We start from the raw sequence: 17,321 nt of genomic DNA on the forward strand, positions 1-17,321 counted from the left end.
ATCCCGAATCAAAGGCTCGCGCCCACCCAAGTCGGCGCTTTGAGGGAGAGAAATCATGGCCATGCACCCAATCGCCCATGCGGCGAACAAACCCGATCACCCCGCCGTCATCATGGCGGGTTCGGGCAAGCAAATGACTTATGGCGAGATGGACGAAGCCGCCAACCGCTACGCTCAATTGCTGCGAGCGCGTGGATTGAAGGCTGATGATGCCTTTGCGGTGCTGCTGGAAAACCGGATCGAATATTTCACGCTCGTCTGGGGCTCGCAGCGGGCGGGCACATTGCTTGTACCCATCTCGACCCGGCTGACGGCGCCCGAAATCACGTATATTCTCAAGGATTGCGGCGCGAAATTGCTCATCACCTCGCATCTCTTCGATGGCGTCTTGGCCGACATTCGGCGGGAATGCCCTGAGCTTGAGATATTGCTTGCAGGTGATGACGGGGAAGAGAGCTTTGATGCTGCTCTCGCCGCGCAGCCTGCTGAACCGATCGCCGATCAACGCGCCGGGCTCACTATGCTTTACAGTTCGGGGACGACGGGACGGCCCAAAGGTATACGGCCAGCGCCGCCTGAAGACCCCGATCCCCAAGCGATGATCCCGTTCCTGGGGCTTGCAACCATGGGGGCTGGCATGCCGACCGATGGGTCGATGATCTACCTCTCGCCTGCCCCGCTCTACCATGCAGCGCCATTGGCGTGGTGCGCAGCTGCACAGCGGCTTGGCGGGACATTGGTGGTGCTCGAAAAATTTGAACCCGAAGCCGCTCTGGCTGCAATCGAGAAATACAAGGTCACAGACAGCCAGTGGGTGCCGACACATTTCGTGCGCTTCCTGAAACTCGATCCCGCGATCCGCTCCAAATACGATCTCTCAACCCACAAGCGCGCGCTCCACGCTGCAGCGCCCTGCCCCGTCCCGATCAAACGCGAAATGATCGAATGGTGGGGCCCGATCGTGAACGAATACTATGCCGGGTCCGAGGGGATTGGGATGACCATGATCAGCGCCGAGGACTGGCTCAAACATCCGGGCAGCGTCGGCAAGGCGATCTATGGCACGCTTCACGTGTGCGGCCCGGACAATGAAGAAGTTGGGCCGGGCGAAGACGGCCTCATCTTCTACGAAAACGTACTGCTCCCTACCTATCACAACGATCCTGAAAAGACCGCCGATGCCATGCATCCAAAGGGCTGGATGACACTGGGCGATATCGGCCATGTCGATGAGGACGGCTATCTGTTCCTGACAGATCGCAAGAGCCACATGATCATTTCAGGCGGTGTGAACATCTATCCGCAGGAGATCGAGAACCTGCTCGTCACCCATGACAAGGTGATGGACGCCGCTGTTATCGGTGCGCCCGATCCTGACCTTGGCGAGAAAGTCGTCGCCGTGGTTCAGCCGATCGATATGGGCGATGCTGGCGACAATCTCGAAGAGGAGCTGCGCGAATTCCTTGCCCCCAATCTCGCGCGGATCAAGCTTCCCAAAATGTTCGATTTCCGCCCCGATCTGCCGCGTGAGGCGAATGGCAAACTCTACAAGCGCGAATTGCGCGATGAATTTGCCGCCAAGGCGACGGAGCAGGCCTGATGGCGAGTGATCCGGCAGTCCTTCCAACCGGTCTCGCCAAGGCGGTGATCGATCCGCATGCCTATGCTGAATGGGACGGGCTGCTCGACACGTTTGACCATATCCGCGACAAAATGCCCGTGGCCAAAGTCACGCCGGAAAACGAGGATCTGTTCGAACCCTTCTGGCTCATCACCCGCTACGATGACGTCATGCGCATATCGAAGGATAACGCGACTTTCCTCAACAATCCCAAACCAGTCGTGTTCAGTTTCAAGCAGGCGATCGAATTTAGCCGGGCGGCGACAGGCTCCAATATGCTGGTGGATTCGCTGGTCGTATTCGATGCGCCGATCCATCCCAAATATCGCAAGCTCACCCAGGACTGGTTCATGCCGCGCAACCTCAAACAGGTTGAAGGCGAAATCCGCGCACTTGCGACCCGCATGGTCGATGCGATGCTTGAAAAGGGGCCAGAGCTCGATTTTGTCGAAACGCTCGCAGGGCCTTACCCGCTGCGCGTCGTCATGCAGATCCTTGGCGTACCGCCTGAGGATGAGCCGCGCATGCAGATGCTGACACAGAAGCTTTTCGGCGGTCAGGATGCTGATCTTTCAGGCACCGGCATGGAGAACATGACGCCTGAACAAGTGGTGCAATTGGTTGCTGGCGCGGTCAAAACCTTCGAGGACTATTTCGCAGCGCTCGCCGAAGATCGGCGGGCAAACCCCACCGATGATGTTGCGAGCGTTATCGCCAATGCGCTCGTCGATGGAAAGCCGCTGCCGCCGCGCGATATGGCGGGGTATTACATCATCATGGCGACCGCCGGACACGATACGACCAGCGCATCGACCGCGGGCGCAATGCTCGCACTTGCAAATGATCCAGAGCAATTCGCGCGGGTGAAAGCGGATCGTTCGCTGCTTCCCGGCATAGTGGAAGAGGCAATCCGGTGGACCAGCCCGGTGCAGCATTTCATGCGCACAGCGGCCGAAGATGTCGAAGTGGGCGGGCAACAGATTAAAGCTGGCGACTGGATGATGATCAATTACGTCGCTGCCAATCATGATCCCGCGCAGTTCGATGATCCGCGCCGGTTTGACGCCGCGCGTTCACCCAATCGCCACGCGGCCTTTGGCGCAGGCGCGCATCAATGTCTGGGCCTGCACCTGGCGCGGCTCGAAATGCGGATACTTTTTGAAGTCTTGCTCGACCGGATTGATGCGGTGGAACTGGCTGGAACGCCCGCTCGCGCGACGAGCACATTTGTGGGCGGGCTGAAGTCTTTGCCGCTCAAGATCACAAAAGGCTAAGATTCTGATATGGGGAGTGCGCGCAATAAAACAAGGCATGCGGGTAAATAAACTTGCGCATCTTGTTTCATATAACCCAATTTTACGATTTTTCTGTTCTTTTGGCGAAACATATGTTAACTCACCATTCATGGGAAAAACTTGGACTTCGGTGATATGCTGCGACTTTGCGGCAGGTATTTGTGAGGGAGGGTTATATGGATTTGACTGACATTACACTGCTCGCGCCTCACAACCTGCCATTTGCAGGCGCAGCGATCCTGTTGCTGCTGATTGTCATCTTGCAGGTGATCGGCGCTGGCGATTTCTTCGATAGCGGCGATGTTGATATCGATCTGGATGTCGATGGAGCAGCAGACGGGTTGGAAGCGGGCGGCTTTCTTGAAAGCGCGTTCAGCCTGCTTGGCATTGGCCGTGTGCCGTTTCTCATCTGGTTCATGGTCTTGCTGCTTGTCTTTATGGCCATCGGCGTTGCGGGTCAGGAACTGGCGATCAGCCTGCTGGGCGCACCTCTACACCCTGCGTTGGCGGCGCTGCTTGCAGGAATGGGCGCTTTGCCGGTCAATGGAGTGCTCACCCGGCCTTTGGAGCGGATCCTGCCCCAAGATGAAACGAGCGCAGTGGGTCTTGATAGTCTGGTGCGGCGCGATGCTGAAATTCAGACAGGGACAGCCCGTACTGCCTCGCCTGCCCGCGCCAAGGTGAAAGATCGCCACGGCCACCCGCATTTCGTGATGGTGGAACCGCACGATCCGCAGGCGGAACTGAACGAAGGTGACACGGTGCTGCTGGTGCGGCGCGAAGGGGAGACATTCTTCGGCGTGCACTATGAAAGCAAGCTGCTGGGGCTTGATTGAAGGACACGATAAACACGCGCGAGGGACCCATACGGCGCGCGACATACAATAGGAGAAAACATGGACGGATTTATAAATCTCGCATTTTGGCTTGGTATGATCGTAGCGGTTGTAGTGGGGGTTTTCGTTTTCCTTACAACGCTTTACCGCCGGGCATCGAAGGAAATTGCTTTCGTCAGGACGGGTATTGGCGGCGAGAAAGTCGTCATGAATGGCGGCGCGCTGGTGTTCCCGGTGTTCCACGAAACAATGCCTGTTAATATGAACACTCTGGTGCTGAGCGTTGTCAGGAAAGACGCCGAAGCGCTGATTACGCTCGACCGTTTGCGGATCGATGTGAAGGCGGAATTCTACGTTCGCGTTCGCCCCGATGCAGGCGCGATTGCGATGGCCGCGCAAACGCTGGGTATGCGCACCATGCAGCCCAACCTTTTGAAAGACCTTGTCGAAGGTAAATTCGTCGACGCGCTGCGCTCTGTTGCGGCAGGCATGAGCATGAACGAGCTGCACGAACAACGCGCAGACTTCGTGCAAAAGGTGCAGCAGGTCTCGTCAAACGATCTCGCGATGAATGGTCTCGAGCTGGAATCGGTCTCGCTCACCGGGCTTGACCAGACGAGCATCGAACACTTCAACGCCAACAATGCGTTTGACGCAGAAGGTCTGACAAAGCTCACCGAACAGATCGAAGCGCGCAAGAAACTGCGCAACGATATCGAGCAGGACACGCGCGTTCAGATGGAAGGCAAGAACCTCGAAGCCGACCAGCGCAGCTTCGAAATCGGGCGTGACACCGAATATGCGCGCCTCCAGCAAGAGCGCGAAGTCGAAGTGCGCCGTGCTGCGCAAACCGCTGAAATCGCTCGCGAACAGGCAGAGCGCAATCGCGAAGCCGAAGCAGCCCGGATTGAGGCCAAGAAGCAAGTCGATGCGCAGCAGATCGAAGCGGACAGGCTGGTTGAAGAGGCCCGGATCGATCAGGTGCGCGCTCTCGAAATCGCACGCCAGGAACAGCAGATCGCGGTTCAGAACAAGTCGCGCGAGGAAAGCCAGGCGAAAGCAGAAGCCGACGCTGCCCGTGCTCGAGCGGTGGAAGCTGAAGAGCAGGTTGCGACCGCACGGGAGAGCGAGATCGCCGAACGTCAAAAGAAGATCGAACTGATCGAAGCGGCGAAGCAAGCCGAGCGTGAAGCCATTGGCATTAAGGTTGAGGCCGAGGCCGAAAAGGACGCGGCGACAAACCGTGCAGAGGCGTCTCGCCTCGAAGCGAAAGGTGAAGCCGACGCTGAAATCCTGCGCGCTGAAGCAGACCGTGTGCGCTTCGAAGTTGAAGCTGCCGGTCAGCAGGCGGTCAACGAAGCGGCGAACATCCTCTCAATGGATCAGATCAGCCTTCAGACGAAGCTCGCTCTCCTGAAAGTGCTGCCAGAAGTCGTGCGGGAAAGCGCGAAACCGATGGAAGCGATCGATTCGATCAAGATCGTGCAGGTCGATGGGCTTACGCAAGGCGGCTCAGGTGGGGGCGCTCCGGCTGGTGCCAATGGCGCTGGCGGCGGTTCGGGCAATCTGGCGAGCGATGCGGTTTCAGCAGCTCTCGCCTACCGGGCCCAGGCGCCTGTGCTCGATGGGCTGATGAAAGAGCTGGGCCTTGATGGATCCTCGCTCGGATCGCTGGTTCAGGCGGCGACGGATGATCCTGAAAGCGTTGAGAAGGCGCTGGAGAAGCTGTCGTTCAACGATGACGGGTCAGATGTGGACGAAAACCCACAAGCTGCTGAATAATAAGAGAAATTAAAGAACAGGCACACGCGAGGTTGAGCGGCTTCGCGTGTGCCTATCTGCTTTTAAGAAAGCAATTTGCCCGCCATCTCGCGAACCTTGTCGCCCATATCCTCACGCTCCAAAGCCAGCGCCAAAGTCGCCTCGACAAAGCCCAATTTGCTCCCGCAATCATAGCGATTGCCGTCAAAGGTCACCGCATGAAATGGCTGGTCCCCGATCATCCGCGCCATCGCATCGGTAAGCTGAATCTCACCGCCTGCGCCTTTCTCCTGCGTCTCCAAGGTCCGCATAACTTCGGGCTGAAGGATGTAGCGGCCTGAAATGATCTTGTTCGAAGGCGCTTCGTCAACAGGCGGCTTTTCGACAAGGCCTTTCACCTCGGTCAAAGCGCCATCCTCCGTGCCCGGATCGATCACGCCGTAACTCGAAACTTTGTCATGCGGAACTTCGAGAACGCTGATCAGATTGCCGCCGGTTTTCTCATAAGCGTCAACCATCTGCTTCATGCAGCCGGTGCCGCCCTTCTTTCCGACCATCAATTCATCGGGCAGGAAAATCGCAAAAGGCTCATCCCCGACGATAGCCCGCGCACACCAGATTGCATGGCCAAGGCCCAATGGCACTTGCTGGCGCACGGTGATGATGTCGCCCGGCGTTGCGCGGGTCGGTTCTAGCACGCTCATATCCTTGCCGCGCTCTTTCATCGTGTCTTCGAGTTCGTAGGCGACGTCGAAATGCTCTACGATCGCGGTCTTTCCCCGGCCTGTGACGAAGATCATTTGTTCGATCCCCGCCTCGCGCGCTTCGTCCACGGCATACTGGATCAGCGGGCGATCTACGATGGGAAGCAGCTCCTTCGGGATGGCTTTAGTCGCGGGCAGAAAGCGCGTGCCAAGGCCTGCCACGGGAAAGACTGCTTTTTTGATCGGCTTGGGAGACATTGAGGGATCGCCTTTTCGTGTTCACAAACTGTTGGTGGATGCGGACTGCCGTTTGAGATCACCAAACGCAATGGCAATAGAGGCGATGGTCCGGATGGGGTATTTTTGCGCCCGGTTGCCGAACCGAAAGGGTAGGCGGGGCTGCAAACGCACTCAGTTGCGCGAAAGCTTGGATCGGGTAAGGGGAAATCATATGGACAAACTCATCATTCGCGGCGGCAATCGCCTGTCGGGCACTATTCCTATTTCCGGGGCAAAGAACGCGGCGCTAACCCTGATCCCATGCGCGCTTTTGACCGAAGAACCGCTCACCCTGCGCAATCTACCCCGTCTTGCCGATATTGACGGTTTTCAGCACCTGATGACGCAATTTGGCGTCTCGACCGAGATCCATGGCAAAAGGCCCGAAGAATTTGGCCGCGTCGTCACGTTCGAGGCATCTCGGCTCACTTCCTCTATCGCGCCCTATGATCTGGTGCGCAAAATGCGCGCCTCGATCCTCGTGCTCGGCCCGCTGCTCGCCCGCGCTGGCGAAGCGACCGTTTCGATGCCCGGCGGGTGCGCAATCGGTAACCGCCCCATCGACCTTCACCTAAAGGCGCTAGAGGCATTTGGTGCACAGATCGAGCTGACCCAGGGTTATGTCAAAGCCATGCAGCCCGACGGAGGATTACCGGGCGGAGACTTCGATTTCCCCGTTGTCTCTGTCGGCGCGACCGAGAATGCGCTGATGGCCGCCGTGCTTGCAAACGATACGTGCCGTCTGTTCAACGCCGCGCGCGAGCCTGAGATTGTTGACCTTTGCAATCTCCTCGTCGCGATGGGCGCAGAGATCGAAGGCATTGGCACCTCCGACATCACAATCCATCCTGTAAAGCGCCTTCATGGTGCAACATACCGCGTGATGCCTGATCGGATTGAGGCGGGCTCTTATGCCTGCGCTGCGGCGATCACGGGCGGCGATGTTCGCCTTGAAGGTGCGCGGGCCGATGAAATGCAGGCGACCACGCGCGCGCTTCAAAGCATGGGCGTGCATGTCGAAGAAGACGCCAAAGGCATGCAGATCACAACCAATGGTTCGCTAAAGCCAATTGACCTCACGACCGCGCCCTATCCCGGCCTCGCCACCGATATGCAGGCTCAATTGATGAGCCTTTTATGCAAGGCGGAAGGCAAGAGCGTTCTTAAAGAAACGATCTTTGAGAACCGCTTCATGCACGTGCCGGAGCTCAGCCGAATGGGCGCCGATATCGCGACGGAGGGGCGCACTGCGATTGTCACAGGCCCTGTCGATCTGACGGGCGCCGAAGTGATGGCGACCGATCTGCGCGCTTCGATGAGCCTCGTCATCGCCGCGCTTGCGGCTGAGGGTGAGACGCAGGTTCGACGCATCTATCACCTCGATCGTGGGTATGAACGGCTTGAGGAGAAGCTGCAGCTGGTTGGCGCCGATATTGAGCGCGTTGGCGACGACTAAGGCTTTACAATTAAGGCGTTAGCGGAACTGTCTTTGTGTTGGTTCGTGCGCTCATTGTGCACCAGCCAAACCCTGATCGCACTTGCCAGGCCCGGCGGGGTTTCCGACTTGATCCGTTCCGCATCAATCCGCGCCACGATTGCGTTGATTGGCAGCGCTTCGCGTTCCGCTGTGGCTCGCAGCATGTCCCAGAATATGGGCTCCAGAGAAATGCTCGTCTTGTGGCCAGCGATCTGGACCGAGCGTTTGACCGGTGGGTGATAGGGCGGCGTTTCCATATGGTTTTCTAGCACGCAAACGAACGCCTGTCCGCTCTTGGCAAAGGTGACAAAGGTGACACCGTGTCACCTACAGCGCATGTGCTTAAAGTCATGATATTGTTACATATTAGAAGGATTTTGGGAGGGTGACGGACGGTGGAAGGAGGCTTTGTTTTGGCTGTCAGACGGTCTTGAGGAAACCGCAAAGGCGCCATTGAAGGGAATCGAGGATCGACGACTTGAAAGAGCTAGTGCCCGCCATGCCGATCAAAGACGAAGTAGGAAAACGAGCTTACTTGTAGTGTTCCCTGCGGTCCCCAAAGGTGCGCACACGCTTTCGCCAGGTGCGATAGCTCGAGGGCTTCAGATTATTGCGCATCAGCACTTTGGTCTCGGCATCGGAAAGCCCAAACTGCGCCTCAATATCGGCAAAGCTGACATGATCGGAAAGCGCCATTTCGATAACGGCGCTGATCTCGGCTCGGGAGAGATTGGGTGATTGAGGCACGCTTTTTCCTTCGACTTCTGAGAAGACTGCGATACCCAAACGCACATCAAACGAGTTTCTTTCCCTTGCCCCTGCAAGAGATTCTCTTGGAGCGCTGCCTGTAGTTGGGAGCGGTCGGCCGGATTTGAGGCCCTTTCGGTGGAAACCTGCCTTATTCAAGCATGGCCAGCATCACTTTTGCAGCGCCCTTCGATGACGCCGGGTTCTGTCCCGTGACCAGTTTCCCGTCCACTACGACATTGGCTTCGAAGTCGGGCGCTTTCTCGAAGTGAGCGCCGCGTTCCTTGAGCATGTCTTCAAGAAGAAAGGGGACTGCATCTTCCAAACCCATCGCTCTTTCTTCGCTATTGGTGAATCCAGTGATCGATTTGCCTTCGACATAGGGCTGTCCTTCTGTGCCACGCACGTTTTTGAGTACAGCCGGGGCATGGCAGACAATCCCGAGCGGTTTATCGGCTGAAGCAAATGCCTCTATGAGATCGCGAGACACTTCGCATTCGACCAAATCCCATAATGGCCCATGACCGCCTGGATAGTAGACTGCGTCGCAGTCTGATGCGTTCAAAGTGCGGATTGGAACGGTTGACTTCATCCTTGCTTGTCCATCCTCATCGGCCAGATACCGGCGCGTTGATTCAGTCTGGAAATCTTCTCCAAGACTTTTGGGGTCGATTGGGACTTCTCCGCCTTTGGCCGAAGCCAGCTCAACCTCAATTCCGGCATCGGTAAAAACGTAAAATGGGGCCGCAAATTCTTCGAGCCACATGCCGGTCTTTTCGCCCGTGTCACCGAGCGTGTCGTGCGAGGTCATTACGAATAGAATAGATTTGCTCATTGCTCGCCTCACACCTGATCGCTGATATCGGTCTTGCCGAGCTGTAGAAACCAGCCAGCGGCGTCGAAATAGGCAGTGACGCGCTCGATGCCTCCTGCGTCCGATAGGTCAAAGCGGAACAGGTGCCGCAATTCGTAGCGCTTGCCTTGGTCTTCGATCCCGAATCCATCTTTCGCCTGTGTGCCGCTAATGGTCACGTGGACGAATGACGCGCTGCCATCAGCGACTTCGTCGATCGTGTGGACGTCCTCGCTGAGATCGGGAAAGACATCCATCAATTGCGTCCAAACACCCTTTCCGTCTTCGAGAGACATCGGTTCACCCAACGGTGGGTAGTCAATAATCGCATCCTCGGAGAGCGCTTGCGCCATCGCCTCTGGATCACGCGAATTGTACCGGTGGAAGAATTCTTCGGCCGCTGCAGTGGGATTTGGGAAAGTCATGCTCATCGTTTTCTTTCTCCGTTTCAAAGGGTTTTCATTGCAACGGGTCGACGGCAGATAGGTTCTTGTCTATCTCTCGTGTTTCTCGAAGATCGAGGTATCTATGGAAATTGTGGCCCTCTGGCAGAAGCACGCAGCCCTACAATACTCATTTGCATCCTACGCTGCGCGGCGAATGAAGCTTGGGCTGACGGAGATTGCGTGCCTCGAACAAATCCAGGTTAGAGGTCCACTCACTCCCAAGGAGATTGGCCAGCATCTCAATCTGAGGTCAGGCTCGGTTACTGCTCTGATCGATCGACTGGAATTCAAGGGGTTTGTCGAACGCACTCGGCGCCGTGATGACCGTCGAAGCTTAAGGGTAGGCCTGACAGAAAACGCTTTCGTCGCGGCCGAGAACGATATGATTCCACTTGCCAGGACGTTAAGCCAAATCGCCGGATCGAAAAGCACCCGCGAGCGAGAGGTAATCGAGACGTTTTTGTCACAGGTGAATGATCAATTGCAGGCTCGCTGCGTTGGCAAGAAACGGAGCGGCAAATGACTCATTTTGGCATCTGCCCGACTGGCGTTGAACGTCCGCAATAGGGCCGATATCCCACACCCCTCAATACATATGCTGGCCGCCATTTATGCTCATGGTGGAGCCGGTGGTGAAGGCTCCGTTTTCGGAGGTGAAGAAGGTCACGCCGCGTGCGATTTCTTCGGCTTGGCCGAGGCGTCCCACCGGGATCTTTGCGACGATCTTCTCGAGCACGGGCTCCGGCACAGCGGCAACCATGTCGGTGTCAATATAGCCGGGCGCGATGGCGTTGACCGTTACGCCGAATTTCGCGCCTTCCTGAGCCAGAGCCTTTGTAAAGCCGTGAATGCCCGATTTGGCGGCGGCGTAATTCACCTGGCCGTATTGTCCCGCCTGCCCGTTGATTGAGCCGATATTGACGATGCGGCCCCATTTCCTCTCGCGCATTCCGGGGAAGGTTGCCTTCGCCATATTGAAGCATCCGCCAAGGTTGACGCGCATGACGTCGTTCCAATCATCGAAGCTCATCTTATGCAGCGTGCCGTCGCGGGTGATCCCGGCATTGTTCACGACGATGTCGACCGGGCCGTGTTCTGCTTCGACCTTGGCGCAACCTTCGAGGCAGGCTTCGTGGTTGCCAACATCCCACTTCATTGAGGGTATACCGGAAGCCTCGGTAAAGGCGCGCGCGCTTTCATCATTGCCGCCATAATTGGCAATGACGGTGTGGCCTTGCTTTTTTAGGCGCTTGCAGATGGCTTCCCCGATGCCGCGTGTGCCGCCGGTTACGATTGCTACTTTGCTCATATGATGCTGGTCCTCTCAGATTCGGTGGCGAATCTTTCTCCGCACTCAGCGATAGCCGTGCCGTAGCGTCAGGCAACAAAAAACCCCGCTAAAAGCGAGGTTTTGAGACTAAAGTTTGATGCGGCTTGCAGCGTTAGAACTTGATCTGCGTGCCCACATAGACAGCCTGGCTGTCCTGCTGATCGGAAGTGAGCGGCGCGAGGCGTTCGCGTTCCTGGCTGTAGCGCACGCCGGCAGTGACATCGACCTTGGACGAGATACGGAAAGAACCGCCAACGCCCACCGTTTGTGAACCGAGCGAATCGAGCGTGTTGGGCGAACGGCCAGCAACCTGTTCATCCTCAAGTTCGATGCGAGGCTGCAGGCGGCTCGGCTTCTTCTCTGCGCGTGGGCCAGCGGGCTCAAATTCGGAAAGGTCGGGAACGCTCAAGCTGCGCACATTATCCGGCAGCACGACGGAGCGAGCAAAGCTTTGATAGCCGCGCGCTGTGCCGAGGTTGAAACGAGTTGTATCGAGCGTGCTGATTGCCTTGCCAGCGCCGGGCGCTGCATCGATTGCCTTGCGCACCGAAATCGCCTTGGCCGTCTCTTCATCGACGCGAACCGCGACCGTGACAGTGCGTTCACGCTCTACCTTGCTGGTGCCAGCAGGGGTGAAGCGCATCGAATCATCGGCTGTGATGTTCGCAAAACGTGCGGCAAGATCAGGATCGACTTTGGCGGGCGTGAAAATATCAAAGCCCGATTCTGCAAAGGCTGATTTGCTATTATCAGCATCAACCAAAGCAAGGCCCGTAGAAGGCACAGCAAGCGACAGGGCAGCAGTCGCCATCACGAGCGACAGCTTGCGCTGCTTTGCCGCCATTGTGATGTTGCCAAATGCCATAATCGCCCTGTTTCCTTCGTGCGGGATGCCGAAATTTTATTTCAGCCCCATTACAGCAAGCGGCACATGAACTGCGCCTGAGTCGCTGTATTCCGTTACGTAAGCCCAATAACTGCGAAAAAGCAATCTATTCGAAATGGCTAGGCTAGGTGGAAATCCGGATTCTTCTCAGGCTGTTGCATGCGGCGCACACATGCATTGAAGCGCAGGTGAGCAACACTTCAGATATGGCTCATTCAGCGATGATCAAGGCGCGGTTTGCTGTGCGTTTGAGCACGATACATGCTCGATAGCGCGAATATCTGCGATGTGAACGTCTGCTTTTGGACGCTTGCGGCGAGGACTTGGCGGTTATAGAGCGTGGGGCCAACATATTACGGCCTGCCAATTGCGGCCGGCAAACCAGGGAATTTATCGCAGTGACACGCGCCACATCATCTTCATTCCGCAGTGCAAGCCGGATCATGCTCGCAAGCGTCGCTGTCATCGGGCTTGCCGCGTGCGGGGGTGGCGAACGTCCGCGCACTGAGCTTCAGGCCGCGCAGATCAACACGATCGGTGTGAACGCATACTTGTGGCGCGCTGCGCTCGACACGGTCAGCTTTGCACCCTTGGCATCGGCTGACAGCAATGGCGGCGTGATTGTGACCGATTGGTACGCCAATCCTTCGAACCCCGAAGAGCGTGTGAAGATGACGATCACGATCCTTGATCAGGATTTGCGCGCCGATGCGCTGCGCGTCGCAGCTACTCGTCAGGTCGCGCAAAGCGGAAACTGGGTGGATGCGCCGGTGCAGGCAGCGACTGTCCAAAAGCTTGAGGATATCATCCTTACCAAGGCGCGTGATTTGAGGCGCAAAGCGCTCGCATCCTGAACCGTTTCGCGTTAGCGGAATTTCCATGACAGAAAACCGTTTCGATCCGTCCACAGCTGACGGGCGCTGGCAGAGCGCGTGGGAGCAGGCGGGCACATTCACTGCCGACAGCAATAGCGATAAGCCCAAAAGCTACATCCTTGAGATGTTTCCGTATCCCTCTGGCCGCATCCATATGGGTCACGTGCGCAATTACACGATGGGCGATGTGCTGGCGCGTTATAAGAAGATGCGCGGGGCCGAAGTGCTTCATCCCATGGGCTGGGATGCATTTGGTATGCCGGCCGAAAACGCTGCGATGGAGAAGAAGGTTCATCCCGGCGCATGGACGCATTCCAATATCGAGGGGATGAAAGCGCAATTGAAGCGCATCGGCTTTGCGCTTGATTGGACGCGCGAATTCGCGACTTGCGATCCTGAATATTACGGTCACGAACAGGCGCTTTTCCTCGATATGTATGAGGCAGGCCTCGTCTATCGCAAATCATCCGAGGTGAATTGGGATCCTGTTGATATGACCGTGCTCGCCAATGAGCAGGTGATTGATGGTAAAGGCTGGCGTTCGGGCGCGGAGGTCGAAAAACGCAAGCTTGACCAGTGGTTTTTGAAGATCACCGATTTTGCCGAAGACTTGCTCGAAGGATTGGGCAATCTCAAAGATTGGCCCGACAAAGTCCGCCTGATGCAAGAAAACTGGATCGGCAAATCCTCAGGGCTCGAATTTTCCTTTGAGCTTTCGAATGGCGAAAAGCTGCCCGTTTATACAACGCGGCCCGATACGATCTTCGGCGCGAGCTTTGTCGCGGTTGCTGCCGATCACCCGATCGCAAAGGCGGTTGCTGAAGACGATCCGCTTGCCGGCCCATTTATCGAGGAATGCAAGAAAGGCGGTACGACCGCGGCTGAACTTGAAACGGCGGAGAAGCTGGGCTTTCGCACTCAATTGAGCGCGCGCCATCCGTTTACCGGCGATCCAATGCCGCTCTTCATCGCGAACTTCGTGCTGATGGATTACGGCACGGGTGCGGTGATGGGCGTTCCTGGCCACGACCAGCGCGACTTTGAATTCGCGACTAAATATGCGCTGCCGATAGAACGTGTCGTTGCAAAGGACGCCACCGATGCTGACGCGCCCATGGGCAATGAGGCGGAAGCCGGTGATGGCGTCATCGTCAATTCAGAGTTCCTTGATGGGATGAGCGTTGAGGATGCAAAGGCCGAAGTCATCAAACGCGCCGAGGATGGCGGATGGGGCGAAGGCACCACCGTGTGGCGGCTGCGCGATTGGGGCATTTCGCGCCAGCGGTATTGGGGGACACCGATCCCGATCATTCACTCACCCGATCACGGTCCTGTGCCCGTTCCGAGAGACCAACTGCCGGTCGAGCTGCCTGAAGATATCGATTTCGACACCCCGGGAAATCCGCTCGAACGGCATCCCACCTGGAAACACACGACCTGCCCAATCAGCGGCAAGCCAGCTCTTCGCGAAACCGATACGCTCGACACCTTCACCAATTCTTCGTGGTATTTTCTGCGCTTTGCATCACAACCGCCGGATAAGCCGTTCGACGCTGAAGAAATCGCCAAGTGGATGCCGGTGCAGCACTATATTGGCGGGATTGAGCACGCGATCCTGCATCTGCTTTACGCCCGCTTCTGGACGCGCGCGATGGCGCATATCGGCAAGCTCGACGTGAAGGAGCCGTTCGCTGCGCTGTTTACGCAAGGTATGGTCACGCACGAGACATACAGTCTTGGCGATGGATCGTGGCTTTCGCCCGACGAGGTCAGTAAGGATGGCGCAGATTGGACCAGGATTGAAGACGGCGCACCGGTGACGGCAGGCCGCGTTGTCAAAATGTCCAAGTCCAAAAAGAATGTCGTCGATCCCGATGCCATCATCGATCAATACGGCGCGGATGCGGTGCGGTGGTTTATGCTCTCCGACAGCCCGCCTGAACGCGATCTGCCATGGTCAGAAGCCGGGATCGAGGGATGCTGGCGCTTTGTTCAGCGCCTGTGGCGGCTTTTCGATGCTTACGATCCGGCAGCCACGGGCGAAGACAAAGCGCTCGCCCGCAAGGCGCACCAGACCATCGTTGCCGTTGCCGAAGACATTGAGGCTTTGAGCTTTAACAAAGCGGTCGCGCGCCTTTACGAACTCACCGGCGCTGCTGAAAAGGCAGAGCCGAGCGAGGCACGCAATTTCGCCATCCGCGCAATCTTGCACATGGTCAGCCCGATGATGCCGCACCTCGCCGAAGAAGCGCACGCCAAGATGGGCGCTGACGGCCTTATCGCCGATGCCGAATGGCCTGCGCATGATCCTGCGATGCTTGTCGAAGACGAGGTTACCATCGCGATCCAGCATAAGGGCAAATTGCGCGACACCATCACCGCTCCCAAAGGCGCGCCCAAAGAAGACCTGGAAGCGCTTGCTTTGGCATCAGAGAAAGTGCAGCGTTCTTTGCAAGGAGCAGAGGTTCGCAAGGTGATCGTGGTGCCAGATAGGCTCGTGAATATCGTCACATGATGCGCGCAATCGCCTTGTCTGTCGCGTGTCTGGCTCTTTCAGCCTGCGGGTTTCAGCCGCTTTATTCCGGCTCGGGCGGTCAGGGTGTCGCGCAAGGTCTTGCGGCCGTTGATGTGCCCGCCATTCCAGGGCGCGGCGGATGGTTGGTGCGCAATGCGCTCACCGAAAGATTCGGCGCTGCAGGCGAAGCGGGCGCGCGTTATCGGTTGGATGTGCGACTTGATGATGCGCTTGAGGCTTTGGGCGTTCTCAACGATGACACGATCAGCCGCGAACGCCGCATTCTTCGCGCGCGTTATCAGCTGATCGACATGGCGACAGGTGAGATCCTGCTCGATGCGACCGCTGGATCGGATGCGGGTATTGATGTTGTGTCCTCTGAATACGCGACAATTGCGGCGGAGCAGACTGCACTCGAGAACCTTGCCAAGGAGGTTGCCGATCAGATGGTGACGCGTGTGGCGCTGACTTTGAGAGAGCTGGACGAACAAGGCGGCATCGAGCCGAGCGATGCTCCGCCGATCGCGGATCAGTGAAAGCAAAGAACTCCGATTTCGCGCGCGGCGTTCCTAAATCTGCTGCGCAGGCCAACATCTTCTTCTTTTGCGGCCCTGATGAAGCGGGAGCTTCTGCTGCCGCGAACTCCATCGTCGAAGCCATGCCTGAGCCGGGTGAGCGGGTGGAGCTTTCTGGCGGCGACTTGAAAAGTGATCCCGCAAGATTGGGTGATGAAGCGCGATCTGCATCACTGTTCGGCGATAAACGCCACATCTGGGTGCGCGCGAGCGGGGATGAGGCGCACGACGCGCTCAAAACGCTGATTGAGACCGGCGAGGCGGGGGCAGGTGATGCCGCACCTGTGATCGTGGTAGCAACTTCGGCAACCGATAAATCGCGCACGGCAAAGCTGCTGGAGAAGCGCGGTGACGCGCTGGTCGCGATGTTCTATCCGCCCGATTTGCGCGCCGTCTCCGTGTCCGTTCGCGCCATGGCGGACTCTGCGGGTTTAAGGCTCGGCGGTGATTTGGCTGAACGGATTGCGCGCGCAGCCGGGCTCGATGTGCGGCTGGCGCAATCCGAGATTGATAAGCTCGCGCTTTATTGCGGGGCCGATCCATTGGAGCCCAAGACCGCCTCAATTGAGGATTATGCAGAAATTGGCGCAGCGACCGAAGAGGATGGGTTTCAGCCTGTCGTCAATGCGGTGCTGGGTGGTGAATTGCCTAAGATTTCGCGCGAAATCCGCCGGATGCGTGAATTGGGATTGAACCCTGTAGGCCTGCTCCTCGCGCTGGAACGCCGCGCGGCGCAATTGATGCAGATCGCCGCGAAACTGGGCCCGCGCGGATCTCTCGACAATCTTTCAAAGGGCGAAAAGGCGCAATTGGGCATCTTTTGGAAGGAAGAGCGCGATATCCGCCAGCAATTGACGCGCTGGCATCAAAAAAAACTCGAACGCTTGATCCCGCGCCTCGTCACACTCCATCGATCACTGCTTGCAAACAGCCAGTCGGCTGATTTGTTGTTAATGCAAGATCTTACCGAGATTGCGCGCTTCGCGGCGCGGCGGTAATCGCAGCATTCTCACCCAAGTCTTGCTGGTCAAACCCGCAAGCCAGCCCCGCGTTAGTTTGGGATTAAATTGCGGCAAGGTCTGCCCTAGGTGTTTCTGCGTGGTATGCGGGATCGCTCAGGG

At 57.3% G+C, this 17,321-nt stretch carries 17 protein-coding genes; 10 read left to right on the forward strand and 7 right to left on the reverse strand.

All coding sequences use genetic code 11. The annotated features are described in order from the left end of the window. Nucleotides 1-61: 61 nt before the first annotated feature. The 4 genes from AUC45_RS09835 (at nucleotide 62) to AUC45_RS09850 (ending at nucleotide 5,534) form a co-directional block, all read left to right on the forward strand. On the forward strand, nucleotides 62-1,600 hold the full coding sequence (locus AUC45_RS09835; RefSeq protein ID WP_197409593.1) for an acyl-CoA synthetase: 1,539 nt from the start codon (nucleotides 62-64) through the stop codon (nucleotides 1,598-1,600). Continuing rightward, nucleotides 1,600-2,895, forward strand: a complete 1,296-nt coding sequence (locus AUC45_RS09840; protein ID WP_067601724.1) for a cytochrome P450 — start codon at nucleotides 1,600-1,602, stop codon at nucleotides 2,893-2,895. The genes AUC45_RS09835 and AUC45_RS09840 overlap by 1 nt, the downstream gene beginning before the upstream one ends. A gap of 197 nt (nucleotides 2,896-3,092) precedes the next feature. After that, nucleotides 3,093-3,752: an OB-fold-containig protein gene (locus AUC45_RS09845; protein WP_233998668.1), complete on the forward strand. Its 660-nt coding sequence runs from the start codon at nucleotides 3,093-3,095 to the stop codon at nucleotides 3,750-3,752. 96 nt (nucleotides 3,753-3,848) lie between these two features. Next, complete coding sequence (locus AUC45_RS09850; RefSeq protein WP_369815247.1) at nucleotides 3,849-5,534, forward strand: flotillin family protein; 1,686 nt, start codon at nucleotides 3,849-3,851, stop codon at nucleotides 5,532-5,534. A 62-nt stretch (nucleotides 5,535-5,596) separates the two neighbouring features. Here AUC45_RS09850 and galU read toward each other — a convergent pair whose 3' ends face one another. Continuing rightward, entirely contained in the window at nucleotides 5,597-6,475 is an 879-nt protein-coding gene (gene galU / locus AUC45_RS09855) for a UTP--glucose-1-phosphate uridylyltransferase GalU (protein WP_067601729.1), read from the reverse strand. Between the two features lie 193 nt (nucleotides 6,476-6,668). Between galU and murA the strand changes: the two genes are divergently transcribed. Beyond that, on the forward strand, nucleotides 6,669-7,952 hold the full coding sequence (gene murA / locus AUC45_RS09860; protein WP_067601732.1) for a UDP-N-acetylglucosamine 1-carboxyvinyltransferase: 1,284 nt from the start codon (nucleotides 6,669-6,671) through the stop codon (nucleotides 7,950-7,952). Here murA and AUC45_RS09865 read toward each other — a convergent pair. From AUC45_RS09865 to AUC45_RS09880, 4 genes are all read right to left on the reverse strand, one after another. After that, a complete protein-coding gene (locus AUC45_RS09865; RefSeq protein ID WP_067601735.1) occupies nucleotides 7,949-8,230 on the reverse strand; it encodes a ribbon-helix-helix domain-containing protein in 282 nt (93 codons plus the stop codon). The genes murA and AUC45_RS09865 overlap by 4 nt on opposite strands. 274 nt (nucleotides 8,231-8,504) lie before the next feature. Beyond that, a complete protein-coding gene (locus AUC45_RS15570; RefSeq protein WP_197409541.1) occupies nucleotides 8,505-8,720 on the reverse strand; it encodes a TIGR03643 family protein in 216 nt (71 codons plus the stop codon). A 151-nt stretch (nucleotides 8,721-8,871) separates the two neighbouring features. Next, nucleotides 8,872-9,555, reverse strand: a complete 684-nt coding sequence (locus tag AUC45_RS09875) for a type 1 glutamine amidotransferase domain-containing protein (protein WP_067601741.1) — start codon at nucleotides 9,553-9,555, stop codon at nucleotides 8,872-8,874. 8 nt (nucleotides 9,556-9,563) lie between these two features. Further along, complete coding sequence (locus AUC45_RS09880; RefSeq protein ID WP_067601744.1) at nucleotides 9,564-10,004, reverse strand: ester cyclase; 441 nt, start codon at nucleotides 10,002-10,004, stop codon at nucleotides 9,564-9,566. Nucleotides 10,005-10,173: 169 nt separating this feature from the next. Between AUC45_RS09880 and AUC45_RS09885 the strand changes: the two genes are divergently transcribed. Beyond that, nucleotides 10,174-10,542 carry a MarR family transcriptional regulator gene (locus tag AUC45_RS09885; protein ID WP_197409542.1) on the forward strand — a complete coding sequence of 123 codons (369 nt, stop codon included), beginning with the start codon at nucleotides 10,174-10,176 and terminating at the stop codon, nucleotides 10,540-10,542. Between the two features lie 63 nt (nucleotides 10,543-10,605). Here AUC45_RS09885 and phbB read toward each other — a convergent pair whose 3' ends face one another. Both phbB and AUC45_RS09895 read right to left on the reverse strand, forming a co-directional pair. Next, nucleotides 10,606-11,328, reverse strand: coding sequence for an acetoacetyl-CoA reductase (phbB, locus tag AUC45_RS09890; protein ID WP_067601750.1), 723 nt, complete (start codon nucleotides 11,326-11,328; stop codon nucleotides 10,606-10,608). A 133-nt stretch (nucleotides 11,329-11,461) separates the two neighbouring features. Next, complete coding sequence (locus AUC45_RS09895; RefSeq protein WP_067601752.1) at nucleotides 11,462-12,214, reverse strand: hypothetical protein; 753 nt, start codon at nucleotides 12,212-12,214, stop codon at nucleotides 11,462-11,464. A gap of 464 nt (nucleotides 12,215-12,678) precedes the next feature. Here AUC45_RS09895 and AUC45_RS09900 point away from each other — a divergent pair, with 464 nt between their 5' ends. The 4 genes from AUC45_RS09900 to holA are packed head-to-tail and all read left to right on the forward strand — an operon-like array spanning nucleotide 12,679 to nucleotide 17,198. Further along, nucleotides 12,679-13,089 (forward strand): DUF3576 domain-containing protein, encoded by a 411-nt coding sequence (locus AUC45_RS09900; RefSeq protein WP_067603777.1) that lies wholly within the window; start codon nucleotides 12,679-12,681, stop codon nucleotides 13,087-13,089. A 25-nt stretch (nucleotides 13,090-13,114) separates the two neighbouring features. After that, a complete protein-coding gene (leuS, locus tag AUC45_RS09905) occupies nucleotides 13,115-15,625 on the forward strand; it encodes a leucine--tRNA ligase (RefSeq protein WP_067601755.1) in 2,511 nt (836 codons plus the stop codon). Then, nucleotides 15,625-16,161, forward strand: a complete 537-nt coding sequence (gene lptE, locus AUC45_RS09910; protein ID WP_067603779.1) for an LPS assembly lipoprotein LptE — start codon at nucleotides 15,625-15,627, stop codon at nucleotides 16,159-16,161. The genes leuS and lptE overlap by 1 nt, the downstream gene beginning before the upstream one ends. Next, complete coding sequence (gene holA, locus AUC45_RS09915; protein ID WP_067601758.1) at nucleotides 16,158-17,198, forward strand: DNA polymerase III subunit delta; 1,041 nt, start codon at nucleotides 16,158-16,160, stop codon at nucleotides 17,196-17,198. The genes lptE and holA overlap by 4 nt, the downstream gene beginning before the upstream one ends. The last annotated feature ends 123 nt before the right edge of the window (nucleotides 17,199-17,321 follow it).

The sequence above is a fragment of the Erythrobacter sp. YT30 genome (assembly GCF_001542875.1).
Taxonomy (GTDB): Bacteria; Pseudomonadota; Alphaproteobacteria; order Sphingomonadales; family Sphingomonadaceae; genus Erythrobacter.

What these genes read in the sequence shown, in the direction of transcription:
- AUC45_RS09850 (WP_369815247.1), top strand. Translation starts at nt 3,849, where the DNA reads ATGATCGTAGCGGTTGTAGTGGGGGTTTTCGTTTTCCTTACAACGCTT.
- murA (WP_067601732.1), top strand. Translation starts at nt 6,669, where the DNA reads ATGGACAAACTCATCATTCGCGGCGGCAATCGCCTGTCGGGCACTATT.
- AUC45_RS09880 (WP_067601744.1), bottom strand. Translation starts at nt 10,004, where the DNA reads ATGAGCATGACTTTCCCAAATCCCACTGCAGCGGCCGAAGAATTCTTC.
- phbB (WP_067601750.1), bottom strand. Translation starts at nt 11,328, where the DNA reads ATGAGCAAAGTAGCAATCGTAACCGGCGGCACACGCGGCATCGGGGAA.
- leuS (WP_067601755.1), top strand. Translation starts at nt 13,115, where the DNA reads ATGACAGAAAACCGTTTCGATCCGTCCACAGCTGACGGGCGCTGGCAG.
- AUC45_RS09900 (WP_067603777.1), top strand. Translation starts at nt 12,679, where the DNA reads ATGCTCGCAAGCGTCGCTGTCATCGGGCTTGCCGCGTGCGGGGGTGGC.
- AUC45_RS09845 (WP_233998668.1), top strand. Translation starts at nt 3,093, where the DNA reads ATGGATTTGACTGACATTACACTGCTCGCGCCTCACAACCTGCCATTT.
- AUC45_RS09840 (WP_067601724.1), top strand. Translation starts at nt 1,600, where the DNA reads ATGGCGAGTGATCCGGCAGTCCTTCCAACCGGTCTCGCCAAGGCGGTG.
- AUC45_RS09895 (WP_067601752.1), bottom strand. Translation starts at nt 12,214, where the DNA reads ATGGCATTTGGCAACATCACAATGGCGGCAAAGCAGCGCAAGCTGTCG.
- AUC45_RS09875 (WP_067601741.1), bottom strand. Translation starts at nt 9,555, where the DNA reads ATGAGCAAATCTATTCTATTCGTAATGACCTCGCACGACACGCTCGGT.
- AUC45_RS09885 (WP_197409542.1), top strand. Translation starts at nt 10,174, where the DNA reads ATGAAGCTTGGGCTGACGGAGATTGCGTGCCTCGAACAAATCCAGGTT.
- galU (WP_067601729.1), bottom strand. Translation starts at nt 6,475, where the DNA reads ATGTCTCCCAAGCCGATCAAAAAAGCAGTCTTTCCCGTGGCAGGCCTT.
- AUC45_RS09835 (WP_197409593.1), top strand. Translation starts at nt 62, where the DNA reads ATGCACCCAATCGCCCATGCGGCGAACAAACCCGATCACCCCGCCGTC.
- AUC45_RS09865 (WP_067601735.1), bottom strand. Translation starts at nt 8,230, where the DNA reads ATGGAAACGCCGCCCTATCACCCACCGGTCAAACGCTCGGTCCAGATC.
- lptE (WP_067603779.1), top strand. Translation starts at nt 15,625, where the DNA reads ATGCGCGCAATCGCCTTGTCTGTCGCGTGTCTGGCTCTTTCAGCCTGC.